Raw genomic sequence first — 22,201 nt, 5'->3', positions numbered from 1 at the left:
CATGGAGTCAGACATCAAGGTATCCCACAGGCTCAGGATTGTGCCGCACCAGTGAGAGTCAATAGAGTCAGATGAAACCTGTTTTTAGCCTCGTCATATTTTTCAGCCTCATCAGCTTTTGCCAATCGGCACTGGCGGTGATCTATCCCCTGCCCGCCAAAGACAGTCGTCTGGTGGGGGAAATTCAGTATTATGTTGTCCCTGACGACAAGCGTACCCTCGAGGATATCGCCTCGCAGTTCCAGTTGGGTCTGTCAAACCTGATGGAAGCCAACCCCGGGGTCGACCCCTTCCTGCCAAAGCCAGGCAGCACCCTGATCATTCCTCACCAGTTGATCCTGCCCGATGCGCCGCGGGAAGGCATAGTGATCAACATCGCCGAGATGCGTCTCTACTATTACCCCAAGGGTAAAAAAATCGTTGAAGTGCTGCCCATAGGTATCGGTCAGGTAGGCCGTGACACCCCGGAAAACTGGGTCACCACGGTGCAGCGCAAACGCGCCAACCCAACCTGGACCCCCACGGCCCGCATTCGCAAGGAATATGCCGCCAAGGGCGTGACCCTGCCCCCCGTGTGGCCGGCAGGCCCCGACAACCCCATGGGCCTCTTTGCGCTCTATATCGGTAATCTCTATGCCATTCATGGCACCAACGCCACCTTTGGCATTGGTTTACGGGTAAGCCAGGGTTGTGTGCGTCTGCGTGACACCGACATCGAGCACCTGTTTAACAGTGTGCCCGTGGGCACCCGAGTGCAGTTTGTGAATCAGCCCATCAAGGCCACCGAAGAGCCCGATGGCGCGCGCTACCTCGAAGTGCACCAGCCGCTGTCACGCACTCAGGCCGAATTTGATTCCGCCGAGCCTGTGCCGCTGACGCTGCCCACGGCCATCAGCCGCTTTGTGGCCCATGCCGAAACCGACTCCTTCGTATTGAAGCGTCTGCTGGAAGCCCGTACCGGCATGCCAACCCGCATCAATCCCTGAGTTGGGATAACCCGATAAATAAAAACAGCCACTTTAAGTGGCTGTTTTTATTTTGGCGCTGAAACGCCCACCAAGCTTAATTACCCAACACGCTAAATTGCCCGGCGAGATGCTGCGTCACAGTGATGAGCAGGCAGATTCCCCGTCATTCCCGTGGCGCATATGCCCTCAGCGTTTAACTCAATTCCGGTGCCAACATGTTCACAAAGGTGTTCATGGCGGCGGCATTGGCCAGAATGCGTTGATCCAGCGGCTGCTGGCCCGGAGTCTCACTGCAGCAACCCACGCGGGCACCGCTGCGCACCAAAAAGGATTCGAATGAGGTATCGAAGTGGTTGAAAATCACGCCGCTGCGTACCGGACAGTTGTCGACATCGCCATCGGCGGCAATGGGGAAATACTGCCCCAGTGCATCCCGCAAGCTGTGACTGAAACGGCCGGGCGCCTGGCTTGGCTCAAAGGTATACACATAGGTGTCTGTCAGCAGCACGTCTTCATGACAGGTGAGGATGCCATCACGGCTGGCCACCTGCAGCAGGTGGGCGTGTTCAAGCAAGATGCGTCCTTCTGCCGAGGTATCATCGCCGGGCTTGGCTTTGCCATTTTCAATAAAAAAGCCGCGATTGGGGTTTTCACCCAGCTCATTGAACCTGTGCCCTTTGGCAAACCCGGTGGGGTTAACCAGCGGCAATACGCTCAGATTTACCCGCTTGAACAGCTCGCCATCCAGCTGCGATAAAAAGTGCAACAGCCCCCAGGGACCGGCAGACTCTTCACCGTGGAAACCGGCGCTGATAAGCAAATTGGGCAAACCGGCTTTCTGCCCGGGTGATTGCAACAGATACAACGGATGGTGCCCTGCCTGCCCCAGGATTTTACTGCCAAGACCAAGGCGCTCTGTCTCAATGGCAAGCAAGCTGTAAAAACGTTGGATGTCGGTGCTTTGACATTCAAATATCTCACTGCGCCAGACAAAGGTTTGGAAGGGTGAACGACTCATAACGGGCATCCTTGGCTTAAAAACAAGAGGGTGGAAAGCTCTTGCCATCATATCAGTAATGATGAAAAACTGAATGCCATTCCAAAGGCTTGGGGAAGATATTCATGGGATTGCTGGCAGTACTTGGCCTGTCGATGATGACACTCGCGCCCCTGTCCGAATGCCAGTTCGATGACCAGCCGTTAAGGCATCTGGATGACGCCGTAGAGACAAGGCAGCTTGATAACGGTATCCGCCTGTTTTGGCTTCCAAAGGCCAACAAACAAAACATCACCCTGGCAAGCCGCTTTGCGGTGGGCTCTCGCCACGAATCCCAGGGACAAACCGGCTGGGCCCATTTGTTTGAGCATCTGCTTTTCAAGGGCAGTCGCCAGGCCCCCGGCGATGGTTACAGCCAACTGATGAACGCCATGGGTGCCAGCTTTAATGCCAGTACCCTGTTCGATGACACCCGCTACTACACCCGAATCCCCGCCGAGGGGCTGGCCTTTACCCTGGCATTGGAGCGGGACCGCTTTGAGCATCCCCAATTTGCTGCCGAAGCCATTACCAATCAGCAAAAAACCGTGCTGGCGGAAATGGCACAAACCATAGATAACCAACCCTACTTTCGTGCGGCAATGACCTTTTTGCTGAGTCAGGCGGCGGATACCCCCTACCGTCACGCCATTATTGGCAATCGCGCCGACATTCTCGGTGCCGATGCGGGCAGCCTTAAGGCCTTTCATGAGCGTTTTTATCGGCCATCGCGTCTGAGTATGGCGCTCACCGGTGCCCTGCCGGGGGATGTTGAAACCCAGGTCAGCACCCATTTTGGCAACTGGCAAGAGCCTGCGCAGTCACCGGAAACAGCGGGGTTCGACCAAGGGGCACCAGCGGATAACGCAGCGACGCCAGATTTCACTCCTCGCGCTCCCGTCCATGGCGAAGTCATAGATGAAAGAGCCCCCTGGCCCGGGCTCCTGATGGCCTGGCACACAGTGGGACGCAGTCACCCGGATGCCGCCGCCATCAAGTTGTTGGAGCTCAGGCTTTTTCAGCGTATCGCCAGCAGCATCGAACGCGCCGGCGTCAGTGGCAAGCAGAGCCTGCTGCACTATTCTCTGCCACTGGAAATGGAGCGCCACGGCATGACCAATCTGGTGCTGGTGCCCCGTGCCAATGTAAGCCTGGATACCCTGGCTGCGGGTATCGAAATGCTGATAAACCAGGCCGCCAGTGAGCCCATGAAAGGCACCGAGCTTTGTCAACTCAAGCAGCTCTGGCTCGCCGACTACCAAGCGCAGCTCAGCAGTGATGAAACCCTGGCGCAGTGGCTCGCCGCAAGCCCTGCCACTGACAATGCACAGCCGCTGCTCAGCCCTTGGCTCAGGGTACGGGATGTCAGTGAAGACGACCTGATGCGAGTTGCGCAGCGCTATTTTGCAGGCCACAGCGTCAGGCTCGATCTGAAACCCGCATGGCACACCCGCCTTGGAAAAGGCCTGCTGGAATGGCTCCCCGAAAGCTGGGCCGAAGGCCTTGAGGAGCTGGCATTATGAGCGCCAAAACACGCCTGCTGTTGGCCATGATGGGCGCCATCTCACTGATTGGCTGCCAGCATAAATCGCTGGAATATGAGCCCATTGCGGCGCCGGTCCTTGCCGACTTCAGCACACCTGTGCTGCTCGCCACGCCAGTTGCCAGCGATGCTTCCGACAACAGAGTCAGCAACAACAATGCCCCTGTGACGGGCATTGAGCCACACAAGGGGATTCCCTTTCCAGTGCTGCAGCCTGCCGTCAATCCACCGCGACTGGCAGGCGGCATGTCCATGGCAGATGAGAAAGAATGGTTGAGTTTTCACCGGGACGAACGGCTTGAGGCAACACACCTTGTTATTACCACTGCAGGGGTGCTCACTTCAGGCCCTCTCATCGCCAGGCAAATGCAGGCACAGCTGCGCCTCAATGCGCTGGCGGGCGAGCGCTGCGCCGAAACCCTGAGTGTCATCGCAAGGCCACACAGTTTGGTATTTTCCAGTCGCTGCGATGGGCCAGAGCCCCTGCTGATGCGGGTAAGAAGCCTGTTCAAGCGCTTCGGCACCCTGGATAAGGACAACAGCGACAGAGTGATACGGGAAAGTCGGCTCGCAAAACACATAGAGGCGTTCAGCGGCCGGGATATAGACAGGCTCTGGGCTGAGGTTGTACTGGGTAAATCACACCCTTATTTATCACTTTATAATGACGCTGAAGCAGGGCAACAGGCCATTTCAGATGAAGTGGGCAGATTGGCAAGCCAGGGGCGCTGGCACCTTATCGCCGCCACGGCGCCCGAGTCTTTGATGAGCACAGCCGAACCTTCTTTCACTGAGGTTAACTCCGGCGCCATTCAGGTTGAGGGAGCTGAGGTTGAGGGAGCTGAGGTTGACCGAATTGAGGTTAAAACTTTCGAGGTTAAGACTATCGAGGCCTTGACTGAACAGCACCAAAACACAGGAAAAATACTGTACCTGCTGAATGCCCCAGGGCAAGTGCAGTCACAGGTCCGGGTTGGCTACTCACTCCCCACCACCGGCAACAGCGCCCCCTGTAAATCCACGGCAGCGCTGCTGGGTCGCAGTCAGGCTGGGCGCCTGTTTTACGACCTGCGCAGCCGCCGGGGCCTGACATACGGCGTGTATGGCAGCTGTATCGATAATCCCCTGAGCCGCACCCTGAAATTCTATGGTTCAAGTGCCACCGAAAGCACCGGCGCCTTCGTGCGGGGAATACTGGATCATCTGAGTCTGCTTGGCAGCGCATCGCCAAGTGACGCCGAGCTGCAGGCGCTGGACAGCTATCTTATCGGTCAGCACAAGGTCCTTGCCGACAGAGAAGGGACGGCTCTGGGAGAGTGGCTCGCTATGCTCGAACACGCCCGTATAAGCGGCGATGACACTGACCTGCCCGAATACCTGCCATCTCCCTTGGTAAGGGCAGCAGACATGGGTGACTTCCCGGCGCAGTATTTACGCGCTGCCCCCTGGGTCGTTATCAAGGGTGATGCCAAATTACTCCTGCCTGATCTGCAGCAAAAACTCCCCGATTGGGTGATAAAACACCTGGATAAGCTGCCCTGAAAACCCATCGATTTTTACATGCGCGTTTAAAACACTGAGCCAGTCGCGGCAAAAAATGCACCAAAACACCCATAACAAAAAGATTAAAAGCCGCTATTGGCAAGGGCTTCAAGTCCAAAAGGGTATTTAGTCCTTCAGGCGGCTGAACACTAAAATTTTTTGAAAGGGAGTTTTAGTACCAGCCACCACAGAGGAAAGTACCATGGGTCATTTTTCACGGGTCCTCGTCGCTACCGACGATGGGCTACATGCCAAGCCTGCGTTGCGAAAGGCGGTTCACTTAGCGAATCAAAGCCATGCAGATCTCACTATGTTAAGGGTTCAGCTCCCAAAGCAGGCAGGGCTTAGTCAGTGGTTACAGCAATTACTGACGGCCCCAAACATCAGCCATCAACGCCAAAAACACCCCAGCTATCCAGACAAAGACATACGTCTGGTGCTTAAACATTGTCATGCCCCAACACTCGCCAACGCCGTACTCGATGAGCTCAGCCAACGTGATTACGATTTGCTGATCCTGGAGCATCACGAGTATTCAGCCCTGCGCTGCGAATTTGGCCATACCGAAGATTGGCAGCTGTTGCAGCAGGTGCCTATTCCCGTGCTTTTTGTCAGTAACGACCCCTGGGAAAACGACGGCAAACTGCTGACCGCGTTGGAAGTGGATGATGAAGACGAAAGCCATCGTCAATTTAACCGTCAGCTGTTGGATGTGTCAGATGAGCTGGCACGCATGCTGCGAATGGAGCTACACCTGCTGACCTGTTACCAGGCCCACGATATGAGTGTGTCATTTGATAACAGGGATTTAAATCATCACACCTGGGTTGCTGAGCAATGGCGGCGCCTGCGCCAAACTGCCGAGCCCCTGGCTCTGGAAGACAAACGCCTGCATCTGGCAGCGGGATTGCCCGATGACATGGTGCCCGAAGCCGCACGTCAGTGGCACAGCAACCTGGTTGTGATGGGTGCCAGCGAGCACACCAGTATGCTGAGTGCCTTGAAAGGCAGGGCATCGGAGCAGCTGCTCAATCAGCTTAAATGCGATGTGCTGGCACTCAAGCCCCAACACCCACAACTCCATTAAACCTGTCTCGTCACAGCGACATAGCAAATCATGTCGCCATCGTCTCAACCACATGCACAAAGCTTGAAGGCGCCCGACGAGGCGCCCGCTTGGTGAACGGGTTGCCTTCACCAGGCAGCAAAGAGCAATAAAAAACGCGGCAATGCCGCGTTTTTTTAATTTATTGAATTACATACGATTAGCAGGTGCCGCAGGCAGGTCTGACGCCCCCTGGGTGTTAAGCGCACTGGAATCGCTGTCCGGGGTCAGCGGGCGACTTTGCGCACCGGGCTCCAGCGCAGCAGGCTGAGCGTCATCTGCCCCACCCGTATCGGTTTCAGTCCCCTCGGCATCAAAGCCATTTTCCAGCAGCAAAGCGTTGCCTGCTTCCATGGCGTCTGTGTCTTCGGCAAAGTAGTCACCGGGCTGACCATTGATGTTTTCCGATCCCAAGTCTGATGCGTCGTCAGCGGCGGTCGCCATCAGTGCCTGACTCTGGTGTTCCAATGAAGGCGCTGCGGCCTGTTCATTCATTTCCGCACTGGCAGCAGTGCCGGCCTGATACCCATCTTTAATCCCCTGAATAAAGCCGGTTTGGGTAACCAGATACCCAAGCCCAAGCGCCGCAGCGATACCGAGCACCAACTTTAAATGCCCCTTACGACCCTCAGTTGGCAAGCTCACCTGTGTGCCCGCCGGCAATTCCACAGGCTCGGGCCCACGCTTTCGGCTGCCAATAAACTGGCCGCCTTCGAAGATTTCCATCTGATTACTGGCCACTTCACCTTCCACCACGCCACCGGCGATGATGGTTAATTTTTGGCAGCTGAGTTTACCCCTGAAGGTGCCGCTGACATTCAGCTCATGACAGCTGAGTTCTCCCTCGATAAGGCCACCCTGCTCTATCTTTATTTGGCCTTTGGAGCTCACCCGACCGTGCAACTGGCCCGATACCAAGGCCGCACTTTCCAGCATCATCTCGCCTTCAAGCCGGGTACCGGCGCCAATAAATGTGATCCCTTGTCCCTTGCTCATGGGTTCTGTCTCCAGCCTCGACGGGGGCAATATCCTGCCAGGTAAAAATGTGGCGCAAATGTTAAACAGAATTTGCTGTCAGGGCAAAGAATAAAACGCCACTTTGGGAGGTGGAAACCAACTAATCTTCCACCAGCGGCTTACCGGAGAATTCGGCCAGATGTTTACCCGCCTCCATCATCTGGGTGTTGAAGCCCACCAACAGTCGCTCACGTTGCCCCTGTTTACCCAGGACCAACAACTGGTACTTGTTCCTGTCGCCGCCACGGCGGGTGACCACAAAGGCCTGGATATCCTCAAGTTTGACTTGCACCTGCAGCAGGGTATAGAGGCTGCTGATCCGGCGCCTGAGAAGCCCCCGCCCCTTGTCGATGGTCACCCTGTGGTTGGCAAACAGGCAGTGCCAGCTGAAACTGGCCGTGAGTGCCCACAGCAACATGTGCCTGCCATTGCCGTTAAAGCCAATGCCCGAAAATATCAGCGTGGGGATAAGCGGAATAATCCCCAGAATCACCAGCGCAACCCGGTTCCCCAGCACCAGGCTGCCACGGGCGTCGCTCTCTTTGACCCATTTCATCGGTTCAGTAGCCCCCGCATCAGTAGCCCAGCCATAACAGCAGCGTTCCCAGTGCGATAAACACCGGCAGTGGCAGTAACGCACGCCAAAAGGAGCCGCGCACCCTGGCGAAGGCCGTCTGCACTGCGGGTTTTGAATCTGCTTTGCCATCAGCCCGTAAGGCTGCGTCTGGGTGTCTATCCGGCGCCATTTCGCCATCAAAGGCACCCGCAGCTTGTATCGGCCGGGCCTTTGGATATTCGCTTATCCGCTCCATGGCCATGGCACCGGTTTGCGCAGCAAGTTGCTGTGCCAACGCCAGGGTTTCGGCCTCCTCACCTATGCTGTAACGGGACAGGCGCTTGCCTGCCTCAACCGACAGCCAGCAGCCCTTATCGAGCTGCACCAGCGGCACGGCCACCAGGGAGACAGAGCCTGCGGGCCAGCGCTCAATGTCTTTCTCGCCACGTCCCCAAAAGCTGCGTCTTCTAATCAGGTTACCGGGTGCAAACACCAGATGTTCACGGTAGCCCAGCAGTACCAGTGCCAGGGGCAGCAACAGCGCGGCACACACCCCATAGATCACAGCCTCATTGCCTTTCAGCACCAAAGACATAAACAGCGACGCCCCCATGGGCACCAGTGCAATGGCGCCGTATATCACCCGCTGGCTTTGACGCTCGCTGCGAAAATACCAATGACCTTCGGCATCATTGTGAAGGTGCATGCGAGCGCCCCGCCCCAATTGGCGAGGATCCAGCCCATGGGCTGATGTGTGTGGTTCAACCACATCGGATGGAGCTTGTTTCATCATTTATCAACCTGCCGGGCAATCTGTGATGGCAATGGGCGTACCCGTACGTTCGGCCAGGGCAAATTTTTCTGCCTGCAAAGCAGGCGCGAGCCCCTTGGTTATCATCACCACAGCCCCGGCATCCATCTGGGATTGAAGCCCGGCGCAGTCGATGCGCTCCAGCTGCAAGGTCGCATTTTTGAGCGATGCTATAGTCGACCAGTCTGTCACTGACACCTGGCTCAGCTGGAACAGACTCACCGCCGAAAAGCCTGAAAAACTCTGCAGTTGCACCTGATTCAGCAGCACAGAATGAAGTGACTGTGGGGGGCGGATGCTGATGTGATTGACGCTGCCATCTTCCAGCGACAGAGTACCAAGCTGACTGAAGAAGTGGAGGTCATCAAGGCTCACGCTCGCCCCCTTGAGCGGGCAGGAAAGCAGTTCAAGCTCATGTGTAAGACTGACTCCAAAGCGCTTTGCGGCGGCCTTGATGCACTCGCCTATCACGGGGTCGGTAAACTGCATTGCCGAGATGGGCATACTCGCCCGTGGCTGTGCCCCATCATCCGGTGAGTCGTCATGCTGTGAGTCTTCATGCTGTAAGTCGTGCCGGATTGAGTCCATTTCGGCTGAAGTACCCTCGCCCGACTCGCTTGCGTGCATGCCGGTCATATCTTCATTCAGGGTCGTATCCGGATCCAGATCTGCATCTGCACCGGCCAGTGCCGCCATCAGGGCCATGGCAAGGGCATTGCCATTGTCACCGGATAACCCCTGAGACATTGCCGGCACATCATCTGCCAGCACACAGGTACGGAAGGTTTCCCCCAGCTCCATGACAGATAACACCCGGCCGTGGCTGATGCTCATGTCCATCACCGCCTGATAGGCCGCGCCCTGGTCGGCAATGGCGCCATAACCCTTTAGACGCTCTATGTATGCGTCTGTCTCTTCCAGGGCCTCATCCACCCGCGCCAGAGGGGCTGGGTCTTTGCAATGGCTCTTGGCCGGCATATCGCCGATAAGTTTTGCCAGGGCGGCACGGTACTGGCCAGCGAGGACACGCTGATCTTTTGCATCGGCTAAAAATCGCGCGGGCCAGCCTTCACCCAGCAGCGCCCGGGCATCCCCATTGTGCCTTTCCAGACCATTTTGGAATGCCTCATCGTCCCAGCCATGGCTTTTGGTACGTCCCTTATGCAGGAGCGGCTTGGTTTGGGCTTCAAATTCCGCGATAAGGCTGTCTCTGTCCGCAGCCAGTGCCGGATGCGCAGTCAGTGCAGACAGGGCGATAACGCCCATCAGGGCGTAAGAAAGGACCGGGAGCGAAGGCGTCTGCCGGGGGGGATGTGTTTGGAATATATGGGCGTGAAAAAAAGCGCGCTTTAGCATAATCTCGTCCCTGTTATTTGCTGATGTGCGTCCATGAGCCTTACAGGATACGTTGCAAATTGAAGGATTTAAAGGCTTTTAGCCCCTGAGTTTGCGCCCAATGACTGTGGCAATTTGTGCGAAGGCACCAGCAAGAACACGGTAAAACGCCCGATTAAACACCTCGATGAAAACCGAAAGCGTCCATCTGCTGGTCCTGTAATAAAGGGCCGGGATAAAAAACAGGGCGCCCAAAGATGGGCGCCCGCAACACTATCTGAATCGCCTTTATCAAAGGCCGTTCAGGTGAGCCCTGAGCGTGGGCGAAAAGCTCGCATCATAGCTTAGCCACAACCAATTCAATGCCTTGGAATCAAAGCTCCGGTTAAGGTCCACCTCGTAGAGGCTGCCCTGCTCCAATAGCCAGTATTCCCCGTCATCCAGGCCCACAAGCTCCGGCGGTAATCCCTCAACAACCTCGATATGCAGCATTGGGGCGCCATTTTGTGCCGTCTGCAGTGACCATTCATAGGTCATGTCCTGCCCCGCCACCACCTCAGACTTGATAATAAAGCGATTTTCATCAATCAGTTGATAAGCGCCATCATCAAATTCGTAGCGCCACAGCGCCTCGATAATGGCCACCGAGTCTATCTCAGCCGCCGGGGTATCGAAGCCGTGGCTGAGGGCGCCTTCAGAGCGGCAAAGCACATCGCCGGTTTGCTGATATTGCAGGCGATAAATGGTATCCGGCCAGCTGATGCTGCTTAGCTTAAGGGGCGCCGGCAGGGCTGCAATCAGGGTTTGAAATTCAGAGTCGCCGGCACTGAACTTGTCCACCGTCATCACCACGGGCACATAGGTGCCTTCATACACCCGGGTGAGGCGATTATCCAAGGTGATGGGCTCTGGCACTTCATAACCGTCGGCACCATTGGGGCCTATCCACTGACTGAGCTCTGTGTTCCAGCACTCTGACGCCAGCGCTTCACCGCCAAGTTCCGTCCGGGATACCACCCCGTCGCTGACAGTGACCAGCAGACTCGATTCAATACTGCCGGCTCTGAGCTCGGCAAACACCTTGTCTCCCACAGTCATCAGATTGAACAGGTGGCTTTCGCCATCATCTTCAGCTTCATTCCTGGCAAGTAAGGCCCAGTCCTGGTCCCACATCAGGCGCTCATCGATGGGCGAGGTGATATAGCCAAGATTCTTCAGCACATCGCTGACACGATAGCGTAAATTCAGCGGGTCAGTGGCGAGCCAATCCGTCAAAGACATACCGGCTTCCCCGGCAAGAGACTGCAACAGGGTTTGGCTGACAAAGAGCACTTCTTCGGCGGCAAGCACCTCAGACAGCTGGCCATCAATCAGCGCCTCAATATGATTTAAAAGCGCCAGCGCATCGGTAAAGGCCTGTGTTCCGGTCTCGGCGGCGCTGACCGCATAGGGGTTCTGTGCATCAACACCGAAAATAGTCGGCAACAGCAGTTTAAGCCGTGCCGATATGGCAATGGCATCGGCAGTATCTGCCCCCTCAAGGCGCCTGACCTCAATATCGGTAAGGGGATTGATGATGCCGCCGTGCTCTTTTCGTGCCAGCAAGCGCTCGGTTACGGGAGGTGGTGACACAGCGGCCGAGCCTGGTGCCCTAGCTGGGGCGCCTGCAAGGGCGGCAGATTTGGGCGTCATCGCCAAAGGAGCTATCACAGCAACCGAAGCGGACTGCGGCAACTCTGCCACCAACTGATAGTCGGGCATCGCCTCCAGGCTTTGCCACTCAAGGGTAAAGGCACCTTCGGCATCGCTGATGGCATCGGGCTCATCGCCGTCACAGCTGGCGTTGAAATTTAAGTCAGCACACACTGAAACGCCCGCCACAGCGCCGTTAAAGCTTACCGAGCCCACCACCTTTTGGGCATATTCTGGAGTCGTTGGCGGCTCAGTATCCGAATCTGAGCCACCGCAGCCGCCCGCCAATGCACCCACTACCGCCAATGCCAACACATTGCGGGCGTATTTGAATTTCATCATGGAAACATCCTGTATGGCCCACGGCCATCTCCATCAAACATCCATAAAAAAGGGCGGCAATATACCGCCCCCACAGGCTCAAAATCAGAAATACAGCTGTTCTACCTGCTTGCCGTCCACCAGCAGCTCACACTTATCGGCGGTGCTGTTTTTGGAAGATTGAATGGCACCGGCAATGGCACCGAATGCCCCACCCTGACGGCCAAGCACTGAACCAAAATAACAATTTCCTTTGATATTCATATCCTTGTATTTGGCGCTCAGATTCTGGGTTGGGGTGTAGGGTGGGAAAGAACCCTGCATGATGGGATCGCCATTCACCTTCAGCACCAGCAGATTTTTACGCTCATCAAAGCTGCCACCGAAGGTGAGTTCAACACCTTCCACGGCCACTTTTTTGTCCTGCGCAACCCGCGGTGGCGGCTCGGTGGAAGAGCAGGCAGCAAGACCCGTTAACGCGACGACCAGAGAGAGATACTTCAATTTCATTTTCAGATACTTCCTTTTTTTGGTAAAAATCCAGTTTTGCTATTAATAATCAACGTATTGCAAAAATATAAAGGCTTATTTGAGCAGGTTGTACATGTACCATTTGCCCTCTTTCAAACCGAACTGACAATGGCTGGTACGGACGGTAGACTTGCCGCTGCGACTGTCTGTGGAGTCAAAGCTGTAGGTGACCCATACCACCTCCTCAAGTCCACGGTCGACGGCTTCGCCCTGTACTGTCTCGTTTTCAGATTGCTGGGCGTTTTCAAACCAACGCACCCCATCAATGCTGAAGTTGTTGATGCCGGTATAGGGCTTCACAAAGGCCCAGTGGTGGATCTTTTCGATGTGCGCCATGTACATGCTGTCGGGCATATCCAGGGGCAAAAAGAGTTCCTTCATCAGCGCCAGATCTTTGTTGGTGACTATGTCGACCGCCTTTTTGCAGTTTTCCCGCAGCACGGGAAATTCCGCATCCTGAGCAACAGCGGCGGACGATGCCAAAGCGGTTATCAGGGTCAGTACCAGGGTTGTTTTTGTTTTCATATGGGTGGTCACTCCTGTGAAAAAGCCGGACACCCTGTGGATGTCCGGCGGTGTTATCAGGGACTTTTCACCGGGCATTCTGTCACAGTTTCAGCGGAAGCTGATGCAGATTCAGGCTGTAATGCCAACACCTTAGGTACACGCTGGAGTGCTGGTGAGGCACCGGTATCGCCACTGGCTGCCACCTGAATACGGTAATTTTTGTGGGTATCCGGGCAAAGGTCCCGACCCGACAACGCATCACCGCTGACGCTGGTCACATCGCCTTCAAACTCTATGTAGTAGGTGGCGATGCCGTCATCGGCGCGGATCCCTGTGAGGGTGACAGTGTGCTCGCCGTCCTCCAGGGACACCGGAATCGGACCCACGGCGCGTTTGGGCTGATTGTTGTCGTACAGCACCTTGCCATTCACCGACAACTTGAATACGTCGTCGTTGATATTGCCGTTATCACCAAAGGTAATGAGCACCTGGCTGGCACCGGCAAAGGGATACTCGTTACTGAGATCCTCAGCCACACCCACAGTGACATAACCGCTGACGATACCATTGGGCACAATCACCACCAGGGTATCGGTTGAGGCTGACTTCACTGCCGCCACCAGGCGTTCGCCACCGCCGCCACTGAAGGTGACTTTGTTCCCCATGGGCTGCTTGCTGAAACCAATACCCGTAATAACCACTTCTTTACCGGCCGTGCCCCTGGCAGGGGAAATATTGGCGATGGTCAGCTCGGTGCCAATCAGGATTTCATAGGGCACTTCAGACACATCATCCCTGTGGTGTACCTCTACTCTCAGAGGCCCAACGGCTGCCTGGATCTGGTCGATGCGATTGAGCTCAAATACCAGCTCGGTGCCCTGTTTATTCACCGTGTTGAACTCGGTATTCAGCTCCTTGTTGCCATTGCCGGTATCGAATACCTTCACTTCGGGTTTCGCATCACCAAACTTGCTCTTCACCACGGCCATGCCGCTACCCACAATGGTGAAGCGTTTGATCTCATTGGTCTTCTGAATCGCTCTTGGGGTAATGTCCGATGCCTTCAGGCCCCAGGTCACCACGTAATCGAGCTTGGTGGGTACCACGGCCAAATCCTTTACCGTGGACGCCATATCTATCATGGCGTCAGCCAGCTGGCTGGCCTCGTAAGCGGCGGTGATTTGCCCCCAACCGGGAATAAATTTCTCGGCCACTTTTTGGATCATCTTGTTGATGAAGTAAGTGGAGTCGATTTCGCAGGCGGTCAGAATCGCCATGGTGATTGGCCCGTAGGAAGCCAGGTTGGCGGGATCTGAAATTACGGCTTTGATTTCCTTGCTGTAAATCTCTTTCCCCAGGCTTTCGGCGAGGTTGAGCCAGTCAGCATCGGTGGGGTTGTCTTTGGCCATGATCTTATCAATCTCGGTGCTGATTGCCGGCAGATACTGATAAACCGCCTTGACGATGGCCAGCGCCGTGGCTTCTTTCTTGTACTTGCTGTCGTTCAGATCAACACCGGCGGCGTTGAACAGAATCGAGTAAAAGCGAATCACCACGTTATCGATGATGGTGCGGATTGCCAGCATCTTGCGGGCATCCTGTGCACGCTTGTCGTAGTCCGCAGCACCTTGCAGGGTAAAGGGGCTGGGGCCAAAAATGCCATCCACACCCGGGGTGATAATTTGGTACAGACAATCTTTGTACACGCACTTATCGATGAGCGAGTCGGCAGACCAGAGAGAAAAGCCCAGCCAGGTGCCTGTTTGGGGGCCCAGCATGCCAGAATCCCAGGGGGTGGTGATGTGCTCCTGCAGAGGGCTGTTAAGGGCTTGCTCATCCATGTTGATTGAGCCTGTGGCAGGGTCCAGCGGATACACCCGGGCGCTGAGGTAAAGCTGGCTGCGGTTTTGCAGCTCCACACAGCCGTCGGCATTCAGGATTTCATACCATTTGGGATCCACACCGGCGCCGCAGTTATTGAGGATTTCACTGGAGTTCTCGGCAAAGGTGGTGGCCTCCAGTGACATATCAAAGGCGTCCCAGGTGCCATTGGTTTCCGGGTACGAGACAATGCTGGGCTCAATATGGGACAAATGGGTATTGTCTGCGGCCTGGGGGGCTGCGGGGGCCCTGGCCCGGGCTTTTGCCATCGCGGGATGACGGGCCGAAAGCTCCTCTTTGATGGCCGCCTCATAGCGCTTCAGTAAGGCAACTGTGGCATCGCTGCGATCTTTAAAGGCAAAGAAATCGCTGTCGGCCATCAACTGCGCTGTGGCATCGGCGACATAGGCAGCATAGGCGTCGGTGGTTTGCAGCAAGGCTACAAAGGCATCGGTACTCAGGCCCCTGGCATCGGCATAAAAGCTTAAGTGCAGCACCATATTGGCCAGCGCCGTGCTTTCGAAGCTGAAATCAATTTCGGTGTCGTCCACCCGGTAGAGCGCGCTGAGGTAAGACTCAAGCTCACCCTGCTCGTTGCGGGTGTAAGAGAACACCACTTCGGGCAGGGTACCGGCCTTGGTCATGTCGTAGCTGCTGCCACTGATATCATTGGCAAATTCAGGATAGATTCCGCCGATGGCCGCCAATGGCCTGGGTGCGCTGGACGATACCTTCACCGCAACCGTCTGCTGAACCATAAAGGTCACCAGGTTACTGGCACCGAAACTGTTGGTGACATAGTAGCTGCCACCGGTTACCCCCTCGGGCACAGTCACACTCAGGGTGTTGGCATCAATCAGGCTGACAGAGCTTGCCAACTTGTTGAAGAACACCGTGGTATCTTCATCGAAATTGTCACCGCTGAGGGTGATTTGCTGTCCGGCGCGCAGCTCCACCGGATTGCTTTTCAGCAGCAAAGGCAGGGTGGCATCGCCGATTTCTATGGGAAAGGCCTCTGACTTATCTGTACCCGACACCACAGACAGGCGGCCTTTTCCCGCCACCTCGGGGAGCGTGAATCGTAAGCGGGTAATCTGGCCTTCACGCACTGTTTGGGTCGGGAACAGGTTGAAATCCTGACCATTGATATTGGCCACCAGCAGCGGACTCTCGGGCGCTGTGGGATAGCCTTCTACCCACAACTCGAAACTGTCACCGGCGCGGATAAAGTTGAGGATGCTGCTGTCGTCAAACAGGGTGCGAAGCTCTGAGACAAAGAGATCGCCCGGAGCCTGCCAAACCACACTCCTTGCCGGAACGAGACGCTGCAGGTCATTGACGTCAAATATGCCGTCGTTGTCATCGTCCAGATCCAGATGATCGATATAGCGGTCGCCGTCTGTATTGAGCGGATCGGCCGGGTCGCCCCCTTCCACGGCGTCATCGATGCCGTTGCCATCGGCATCCAGATCCAGAAAGTTCGGCTTCAAATCCCGGTCCAGATCGCTTAAACCTTCAACGGCATCGGCAAAGCCATCACCATCGGCGTCGCTATCACGCCAGTTGGGCTGGCCATCGCCATCGATATCCGTGCCAATAAAAGCCAGGGTGCCGGAAAACTCCAAGCCATCAATGATGCCATCGACATCCAAATCCTGATTTTCGACATCGGAGCCCAGGGCCAACTCTTTCTCGTCGTCGAAAGCATCAACATCGGCATCCACAAACATGGTGACCTGATAGCTCAAGTCGGGCTCACCGGAGAAGGCTTCATCTATCACACTCAGGTGGTAAGTACCGGCTTCATGGAGCTGAAAATTCACCACGTAGACATTGGGGCTCTGACTCTTGTGCAGCACAATATCGTTCTGCACCAGCCCCTGCTCGTTGGAGACATACACCTGGGGCAGGAATCGGGGTGACTGGGCGTACAAATAGGCGGTGAGCGACCTGGGTTCGGTCAGCGAAAAGCGATAGAGATCGCCCTTGTCCAGCTCGGAGGAAATCACCCCCTTAACCACCACACCGCCGTCGAGACTGATGGGCGTAGCCACCCCGGGGTTATCGTTGGGCTCTGCTTCATTGAAGCTGGGGTACAGGCTGCGCTCGGCATCGAATGGATAATCATCCTTATCATCCGGGATGCCATCGCCATCTTCATCTTTGTTTTCCCAGGTACCCACCTTGTCCTCATCACCGGGCGTGGTGGGCGGTGTAGTGGGGTTGCCCGAATCCGGTGGCGTGGTAGGCGGATTGGTGGGTGTACCACCTTCCCCTGGCTCGAGTTCGCCGTTACAGCCGCCCAGGGCCAAGGAGCTGGCAATCATCAACGCCAGCGTGAGCTTTTTATGGTTCATCGTTATTCCCTTATCACTTACATCCTGAAGGGGGTTTGCATCCGCATCATCCCCTGTGAAACCATGGCCAAATACACATCCCCGGTGGCGGCGCCCAGGGCATTGCAGGCAAGCTGCTCATTGCCGGGCAGGTACTCTATCGAGGTAATAATCTTTTCAATCATATAGTTGGCAAAAGGCACCACCAATTTGTGGCACCAGCGCACTTCTATCTGCAGTAAATTGGCGTCCTGAATATTGAGCTTACGGCCGTCACCCACATCCTTTTGTGCCGTGCTGCGATACATGAGGTTGTCGTTGGGGATTTCGTATACCGAGTTGTTGTTGACCCGGGCACGATACTTAAAGCGGTCAAACACCGCCTGGGTGGGGCTCAGCACTGTGAGTCTGCTTTGCAGCGCCACGGCGGCTCTCGCTTCGACCATGGCCAGTTGTGCGTCTGCCCATCCGGTCTCACGGACATACAAGGGCACCAGGCCTTCGGCCAGCGCCCGATTCATCGCGCTGCGACTGCCATGATCCAGTGCACCGGCTCGCACCGCTTTGGCGGTGGCCGAATCCAGCGTGGTTTTAGCCACATACACAAACGCCCACTGCACCGCCAGCATCATCCCAAGCAGCACAAAGGGGATGAGAAGCGGCAACACCAGATTGAATTCGAACATGGCCTGACCGCGCTGAGTTCGCCGCAGGTGCAATTTCATTGCATACCCACCTGGGTGTCGGCGCCGGGTTCCCGTTGTAATTGATTGAGAGCGTCCAACAGGGCGCTTATCTGCCGGCCCACGGGGGAGTCTTTGTCACCGCGGCGCTCTATGGACTCCAGTATTTCGGTGGATTGCTTGATACGTACCAGGCCCATGTTGTACCAGGCCTTTTGATTATCCGGCTCCAGTTCGACACAGCGTTGGTATGCGGCGATGGCCGCATCGTGGCGGCCGGTACGGGTATAGATGTTACCCAGACGAAACCAGGCGGGGGCATAGTTGGGTACCGACTGCAGCACCTGCAGATACTGGCTTTCGGCCTGGTCCAGCTTTGCCATCTTATAGGCGGCTTCGGCCTGGGATTGCAGCGCCATAATCTGGGGATTGCCCCTGTGCTCGGGTTTATTGGCAGTTGAACTGCACGCCATCAACATCAGACTCAGGGCCACAGGGGCCAACATCTTGCTCATTTTATCCATTGAAAATTATCTCCCACACGAACTTGCATTGCGGCCACAGCGCCGGGGGCCAGCTCCATTACCTGAAATGCCCCCACGCAGGAGGCGCTGCGCCAGGGGCGCAGTTGCTCGGTTGTTTTCAGCACCCGTAACTCTCTGTCCAGAAAAACCAAATCCAGTGCATAGCCCATCCAACAGGTGTGTACCGAGCCACAGCGATTGATGAGCATGGCTTCGTTTGCTGCCAATTGTGGCCTGCCCAACAGCCCCCTCAGCCTGAGCCAGGGGGTATTGGCCAGCCACACCTGCAACGCCGCACCACTGTGCGTATGTGTGAAGTGCACGCGTTTCATGTCACATCTCAAACAGGAATTTGGACAGGATGGGGAACAGCAAAATCAAAAAGGTCACCGGGAAGATAAACATGATGAGGGGGAACATCAGTTTGATGGGCGCCTCCATTGCCTTTTTCTCGGCCCGCTGGAAACGTTCAACCCGGCGTTGATCGGCCTGGATCCGCAGGGTGTAACCCAGACTCGCCCCGGTACGCTCTGCCTGTGCCAACGCACTGACCAGGCTGTTGAGCTCGCTTATCTGTACCCGGTCGGCCATGTTGCGAAAGGCCTGTGCCCGGGAGATACCGGCACGCATATCGCGGATCACCTTTTCAAACTCGATTTTCAGCGGGCCATCGGGACCGCGTTCCACCGCCTGGGCAATGGCCGCAGACATGTTGAGTCCGGCCTCGATGGCCATGGTCAGGTAGTCGAGGTACACAGGCAGCACCTTGACGATTTGTTCCTGGCGCGTGCGGCGCAGGTCGTTCAGGGTCAGCATGGGCAAAAAGTAACCGGCAATGGCAGCCAGCAGCAGGTAATTAGCCGACAGTTCGTCCAGCATCCAGCAACCGAGCCACACAATAAAAATGGCAAACAGGGTGCTCAGGATGCGGATGGCAAAGTACTGCTCCGCCGTCATCAGGTACGACAAACCGGACACCTGCAGCTTTTTGGCGATACGCTCCAGATAATCCACGCTGAGCTTTTCGCTGAAGTAAAAGGCCACCACATTCACCAGCGGCCAAATCAGCTTGAGCCCGGGGGTGAGTGGGTCCATAAACTCCCGGCGCTCCTCGGGGACCCGCCGGTAAATGCGGGAGCAGGACACCAGCAAAAAAATCAGCGCCAGGGTATAGAAGGTAACAATCAGATTAACCATGGCCGCTCCTACACATCGATAGTGATGATTTTTTTGATGGTCATGTAACCACCAAAGAGCAACAGGGATGACACGGCTATCACGGCCCAGCCCACAGGCTCGGTCAGGATACGGCCCATGGACACAGGCTCCATATGATACAGGGTGAAGCCAATCGCCACCGGCAGCAGCGTCATGACTATGCCCTGCATCTTGCCCTGTGAGGTGAGCGAGGTGATTTTGCCTTCCATCTCGATTTTTTTACGCAGGGTTTCAGACAACCGCACCAGCACCTCGGCCAGGTTGCCGCCCACATCGCGGGAGATTTGCATCCCCGCCACAACCAGCTGAAACTCGCTCTCGGGGATGCGTTTGTAGACGTTATCCAGCGCCGTGTTGAACTCCACCCCCAGCCGCTGCTCTCGCAAAAACAACTGGAACTCCTGCTTGATGGGTGCATCCATTTCTTCGGCCATAAACTCGATGGCGTTGGTCACGTTGGCACCGGCCTGCATCGACGCCGCAATCATATTGAGCGCATCCGGCAACTGGTGCACAAACTTGCGCCTGCGCCTTTGGTGCAGGTAGCGGTAGAGATAACGGGGCAGGAGTGCCAGCAGGACACTGAGCAAAACCCCCACCACCCAGGAGCCGAAAAAGAGGCGGCCGAAGAAAGGGACTGAGACCAGGGTCAGCACGTTGAGCAAAAACAGCTGGCCCGGCTCAATAAACAGGAACATGTCGGCCAGGTTGGTACTGGCCGAGGTGGTAAAGGTTTCCCGGTATCGTTTGGCCAGCGACTCACCCAGATGCTTGGCAGACCACACCAGCACTGTAACTGAGACAAAGGCCAGAACCATGGCGAGTATCAGATCACCCATTGCGCGCATCCCTGTCGAAGATATCCAACTGAACCCGCACGCCCCGTCGGCGCAGAGACTCGTAAAACTCGGGAATGGTACCTGTGGCGGTATAAAACCCCAGCACCTTACCCTGCTCGCTGAAACCGGTCTGCTGGAACTTAAAGATTTCTGACAGCTGCACAGTGCTGCCTTCCATCCCGGTGACTTCACAGATACTGGTGATGCGCCTCGAACCATCCGAGAAGCGCGATTGCTGCACTATGATATTGACCGCAGAGGCAATTTGTTCGCGAATGGCCTGAATGGGCAGATCCATGCCCGACATCATCACCATCACTTCCAGGCGCGAGATACAGTCCCTTGGCGAGTTGGAGTGGGCCGTGGTCAGAGAACCATCGTGGCCGGTATTCATGGCCTGCAGCATGTCCAGCGCCTCACCGCCGCGGCACTCACCAATCACCACCCGGTCGGGCCGCATCCGCAGACAGTTTTTCACCAGATCGCGAATTTCAATGGCACCCTTGCCTTCCTGATTGGGCGGCCGCGCCTCCAGAGACACCAGGTTGGGCTGATACAACCTGAGCTCTGCCGCATCCTCCACGGTAATGATGCGCTCATCTTCCGGGATAAAATTCGACAGTACGTTGAGCAAGGTGGTTTTACCCGAGCCGGTACCGCCGGAAATCACCACGTTGCACTTCTGCTTCACCGCCATTTCCAAAAAGTCCGCCATGTGCTGGCTCATGGAGCCAAAGCCCACCAGGTCGCTGGCACCCAGACGGCGCTGCATAAATTTACGGATGGTGATGCAGGGGCCCTTGAGCGCCAGCGGCGGGATCACGGCGTTTACCCGCGACCCGTCCTTCAAACGGGCATCCACCATGGGCGAGCCTTCATCGATACGCCGGCCTATGGGCGCCACGATACGCTCGATGGCACCCAGCACCGCCTGATCGTCTGAGAAGGAAATATCAGACAGATACAGCTGCCCGGACTTTTCATAGAAGATTTGGTCGTGGCTGTTGACCATGATTTCGGTCACATCTGCGTCGGCAATCAGGGCCTCAAGGGGACCCAGGCCAATAGTCTCATCCAGCACCTCGCGGATAAGATCGGTGGCGGAAATTGTCTCGGGCAATGCCATCTGGCCAACGATGTGCAATATCAGGGCTTCGCTCTGTTCACGAAGCTCGATATCACTCATTTCATTGACATTGACCCGGCGCAAATCGAACTGCTTTAAGAGTTCCCTGTGCACCTGTCGGCGCCAATGGTTGCGCAGCTTGATTTGCTCACGCTCGGGCGTTTGCCCGTCGAGGGGTTTACCTTTTCCGGCGGCAGCGGCGCCCGTGGATGCACTGACGCTTGAGGGCGCACTGACGCTTGAGGGGGCTGCAGGGGAAGGTACCTCTGTGGCATCGGGGCCCGCGGGCGTCGAGTCCGGCGCAGCGGATTCGGTGGCAAATCCGCTGCCGCTGTCTGAGTCCTGTACCCGAATAAAATAATCCCCAATCTGGATTTTATCCGTGTACCTGAGGGGGCCGAACAGCTTCTCCCGCTGCTCATTCACCTTAAGGCCGGTCATGCTACGGTTGTCTTCGATGAAGATGCCGTCATCTTCCCGGCGCAGCGTAGCGTGGTGACGGGCCACCTTGATGCCCCGAAGCACAATCAGGTGCCCCGGGTCCTTGCCGATATGGCACTCACGGTGAATACAGTTGAATTCACCGACCTTGGTTCCCTTGGTCGTACTGACGATGATGTTAAACATGGC

The 22,201-nt window shown here is 56.1% G+C and carries 19 protein-coding genes; 4 read left to right on the top strand and 15 right to left on the bottom strand.

All coding sequences use genetic code 11. The features are described 5' to 3' along the window. Positions 1 to 71 precede the first annotated feature (71 nt). Positions 72 to 986, top strand: a complete 915-nt coding sequence (locus tag K0H63_RS04010; protein WP_220066835.1) for a L,D-transpeptidase family protein — start codon at positions 72 to 74, stop codon at positions 984 to 986. A 175-nt stretch (positions 987 to 1,161) separates the two neighbouring features. Here K0H63_RS04010 and K0H63_RS04005 read toward each other — a convergent pair whose 3' ends face one another. Then, positions 1,162 to 1,986: an N-acetyl-ornithine deacetylase gene (locus K0H63_RS04005; RefSeq protein WP_220066834.1), complete on the bottom strand. Its 825-nt coding sequence runs from the start codon at positions 1,984 to 1,986 to the stop codon at positions 1,162 to 1,164. 104 nt (positions 1,987 to 2,090) lie between these two features. On the opposite strand from K0H63_RS04005, the gene K0H63_RS04000 reads away from it, so the two are divergent. From K0H63_RS04000 to K0H63_RS03990, 3 genes are all read left to right on the top strand, one after another. Beyond that, positions 2,091 to 3,527 (top strand): M16 family metallopeptidase, encoded by a 1,437-nt coding sequence (locus K0H63_RS04000; RefSeq protein ID WP_220066833.1) that lies wholly within the window; start codon positions 2,091 to 2,093, stop codon positions 3,525 to 3,527. Next, the gene (locus K0H63_RS03995) at positions 3,524 to 5,089 is read left to right on the top strand and encodes an insulinase family protein (protein ID WP_220066832.1); all 1,566 of its coding nucleotides are present in this window, start codon (positions 3,524 to 3,526) and stop codon (positions 5,087 to 5,089) included. Before K0H63_RS04000 ends, K0H63_RS03995 begins: the two co-directional genes overlap by 4 nt. A 202-nt stretch (positions 5,090 to 5,291) precedes the next feature. Beyond that, the gene (locus tag K0H63_RS03990) at positions 5,292 to 6,176 is read left to right on the top strand and encodes a universal stress protein (protein WP_220066831.1); all 885 of its coding nucleotides are present in this window, start codon (positions 5,292 to 5,294) and stop codon (positions 6,174 to 6,176) included. A 168-nt stretch (positions 6,177 to 6,344) separates the two neighbouring features. On the opposite strand, the gene K0H63_RS03985 is transcribed toward K0H63_RS03990, so the two are convergent. The 14 genes from K0H63_RS03985 to K0H63_RS03920 all read right to left on the bottom strand — a co-directional run bounded on the left by K0H63_RS03985 (position 6,345) and on the right by K0H63_RS03920 (position 22,198). Then, positions 6,345 to 7,190 (bottom strand): bactofilin family protein, encoded by an 846-nt coding sequence (locus K0H63_RS03985; RefSeq protein WP_220066830.1) that lies wholly within the window; start codon positions 7,188 to 7,190, stop codon positions 6,345 to 6,347. A gap of 121 nt (positions 7,191 to 7,311) precedes the next feature. Continuing rightward, positions 7,312 to 7,767: a hypothetical protein gene (locus tag K0H63_RS03980; RefSeq protein ID WP_220066829.1), complete on the bottom strand. Its 456-nt coding sequence runs from the start codon at positions 7,765 to 7,767 to the stop codon at positions 7,312 to 7,314. Between the two features lie 19 nt (positions 7,768 to 7,786). Then, positions 7,787 to 8,560, bottom strand: coding sequence for a hypothetical protein (locus K0H63_RS03975; protein ID WP_220066828.1), 774 nt, complete (start codon positions 8,558 to 8,560; stop codon positions 7,787 to 7,789). Positions 8,561 to 8,563: 3 nt separating this feature from the next. Continuing rightward, the gene (locus K0H63_RS03970; RefSeq protein ID WP_220066827.1) at positions 8,564 to 9,934 is read right to left on the bottom strand and encodes a hypothetical protein; all 1,371 of its coding nucleotides are present in this window, start codon (positions 9,932 to 9,934) and stop codon (positions 8,564 to 8,566) included. Positions 9,935 to 10,204: 270 nt separating this feature from the next. Continuing rightward, complete coding sequence (locus K0H63_RS03965) at positions 10,205 to 11,947, bottom strand: hypothetical protein (protein ID WP_220066826.1); 1,743 nt, start codon at positions 11,945 to 11,947, stop codon at positions 10,205 to 10,207. Positions 11,948 to 12,031: 84 nt separating this feature from the next. Next, entirely contained in the window at positions 12,032 to 12,436 is a 405-nt protein-coding gene (locus tag K0H63_RS03960; protein ID WP_220066825.1) for a hypothetical protein, read from the bottom strand. A gap of 75 nt (positions 12,437 to 12,511) precedes the next feature. After that, entirely contained in the window at positions 12,512 to 12,982 is a 471-nt protein-coding gene (locus K0H63_RS03955; RefSeq protein ID WP_220066824.1) for a hypothetical protein, read from the bottom strand. A gap of 56 nt (positions 12,983 to 13,038) precedes the next feature. Then, positions 13,039 to 17,202, bottom strand: coding sequence for an IPT/TIG domain-containing protein (locus K0H63_RS03950; protein WP_220066823.1), 4,164 nt, complete (start codon positions 17,200 to 17,202; stop codon positions 13,039 to 13,041). Between the two features lie 17 nt (positions 17,203 to 17,219). After that, positions 17,220 to 17,906 carry a TadE/TadG family type IV pilus assembly protein gene (locus tag K0H63_RS03945; protein ID WP_220066822.1) on the bottom strand — a complete coding sequence of 229 codons (687 nt, stop codon included), beginning with the start codon at positions 17,904 to 17,906 and terminating at the stop codon, positions 17,220 to 17,222. Beyond that, positions 17,903 to 18,388 carry a tetratricopeptide repeat protein gene (locus K0H63_RS03940; protein ID WP_220066821.1) on the bottom strand — a complete coding sequence of 162 codons (486 nt, stop codon included), beginning with the start codon at positions 18,386 to 18,388 and terminating at the stop codon, positions 17,903 to 17,905. The genes K0H63_RS03945 and K0H63_RS03940 overlap by 4 nt, the downstream gene beginning before the upstream one ends. Further along, entirely contained in the window at positions 18,376 to 18,720 is a 345-nt protein-coding gene (locus K0H63_RS03935; RefSeq protein ID WP_220066820.1) for a DUF192 domain-containing protein, read from the bottom strand. The genes K0H63_RS03940 and K0H63_RS03935 overlap by 13 nt, the downstream gene beginning before the upstream one ends. Position 18,721: 1 nt before the next feature. Next, a complete protein-coding gene (locus tag K0H63_RS03930; RefSeq protein ID WP_220066819.1) occupies positions 18,722 to 19,585 on the bottom strand; it encodes a type II secretion system F family protein in 864 nt (287 codons plus the stop codon). A gap of 8 nt (positions 19,586 to 19,593) precedes the next feature. Next, positions 19,594 to 20,445 (bottom strand): type II secretion system F family protein, encoded by an 852-nt coding sequence (locus K0H63_RS03925; protein ID WP_220066818.1) that lies wholly within the window; start codon positions 20,443 to 20,445, stop codon positions 19,594 to 19,596. Continuing rightward, a complete protein-coding gene (locus tag K0H63_RS03920) occupies positions 20,438 to 22,198 on the bottom strand; it encodes a TadA family conjugal transfer-associated ATPase (RefSeq protein WP_220066817.1) in 1,761 nt (586 codons plus the stop codon). Before K0H63_RS03920 ends, K0H63_RS03925 begins: the two co-directional genes overlap by 8 nt. Positions 22,199 to 22,201: the final 3 nt, after the last annotated feature.

Origin of the sequence: Shewanella zhangzhouensis (assembly GCF_019457615.1) — a bacterium.
Taxonomy (GTDB): Bacteria; Pseudomonadota; Gammaproteobacteria; order Enterobacterales; family Shewanellaceae; genus Shewanella; species Shewanella zhangzhouensis.
This window is presented reverse-complemented; position numbering and strand designations above follow the sequence as displayed.

What these genes read in the sequence shown, in the direction of transcription:
- K0H63_RS03965 (WP_220066826.1), bottom strand. Translation starts at nt 11,947, where the DNA reads ATGATGAAATTCAAATACGCCCGCAATGTGTTGGCATTGGCGGTAGTG.
- K0H63_RS03960 (WP_220066825.1), bottom strand. Translation starts at nt 12,436, where the DNA reads ATGAAATTGAAGTATCTCTCTCTGGTCGTCGCGTTAACGGGTCTTGCT.
- K0H63_RS03945 (WP_220066822.1), bottom strand. Translation starts at nt 17,906, where the DNA reads ATGAAATTGCACCTGCGGCGAACTCAGCGCGGTCAGGCCATGTTCGAA.
- K0H63_RS03975 (WP_220066828.1), bottom strand. Translation starts at nt 8,560, where the DNA reads ATGATGAAACAAGCTCCATCCGATGTGGTTGAACCACACACATCAGCC.
- K0H63_RS04005 (WP_220066834.1), bottom strand. Translation starts at nt 1,986, where the DNA reads ATGAGTCGTTCACCCTTCCAAACCTTTGTCTGGCGCAGTGAGATATTT.
- K0H63_RS03950 (WP_220066823.1), bottom strand. Translation starts at nt 17,202, where the DNA reads ATGAACCATAAAAAGCTCACGCTGGCGTTGATGATTGCCAGCTCCTTG.
- K0H63_RS03940 (WP_220066821.1), bottom strand. Translation starts at nt 18,388, where the DNA reads ATGGATAAAATGAGCAAGATGTTGGCCCCTGTGGCCCTGAGTCTGATG.
- K0H63_RS03935 (WP_220066820.1), bottom strand. Translation starts at nt 18,720, where the DNA reads ATGAAACGCGTGCACTTCACACATACGCACAGTGGTGCGGCGTTGCAG.
- K0H63_RS03980 (WP_220066829.1), bottom strand. Translation starts at nt 7,767, where the DNA reads ATGAAATGGGTCAAAGAGAGCGACGCCCGTGGCAGCCTGGTGCTGGGG.
- K0H63_RS03955 (WP_220066824.1), bottom strand. Translation starts at nt 12,982, where the DNA reads ATGAAAACAAAAACAACCCTGGTACTGACCCTGATAACCGCTTTGGCA.
- K0H63_RS03920 (WP_220066817.1), bottom strand. Translation starts at nt 22,198, where the DNA reads ATGTTTAACATCATCGTCAGTACGACCAAGGGAACCAAGGTCGGTGAA.
- K0H63_RS04000 (WP_220066833.1), top strand. Translation starts at nt 2,091, where the DNA reads ATGGGATTGCTGGCAGTACTTGGCCTGTCGATGATGACACTCGCGCCC.
- K0H63_RS03970 (WP_220066827.1), bottom strand. Translation starts at nt 9,934, where the DNA reads ATGCTAAAGCGCGCTTTTTTTCACGCCCATATATTCCAAACACATCCC.
- K0H63_RS03990 (WP_220066831.1), top strand. Translation starts at nt 5,292, where the DNA reads ATGGGTCATTTTTCACGGGTCCTCGTCGCTACCGACGATGGGCTACAT.
- K0H63_RS03985 (WP_220066830.1), bottom strand. Translation starts at nt 7,190, where the DNA reads ATGAGCAAGGGACAAGGGATCACATTTATTGGCGCCGGTACCCGGCTT.
- K0H63_RS03930 (WP_220066819.1), bottom strand. Translation starts at nt 19,585, where the DNA reads ATGGTTAATCTGATTGTTACCTTCTATACCCTGGCGCTGATTTTTTTG.
- K0H63_RS03925 (WP_220066818.1), bottom strand. Translation starts at nt 20,445, where the DNA reads ATGGGTGATCTGATACTCGCCATGGTTCTGGCCTTTGTCTCAGTTACA.
- K0H63_RS04010 (WP_220066835.1), top strand. Translation starts at nt 72, where the DNA reads ATGAAACCTGTTTTTAGCCTCGTCATATTTTTCAGCCTCATCAGCTTT.
- K0H63_RS03995 (WP_220066832.1), top strand. Translation starts at nt 3,524, where the DNA reads ATGAGCGCCAAAACACGCCTGCTGTTGGCCATGATGGGCGCCATCTCA.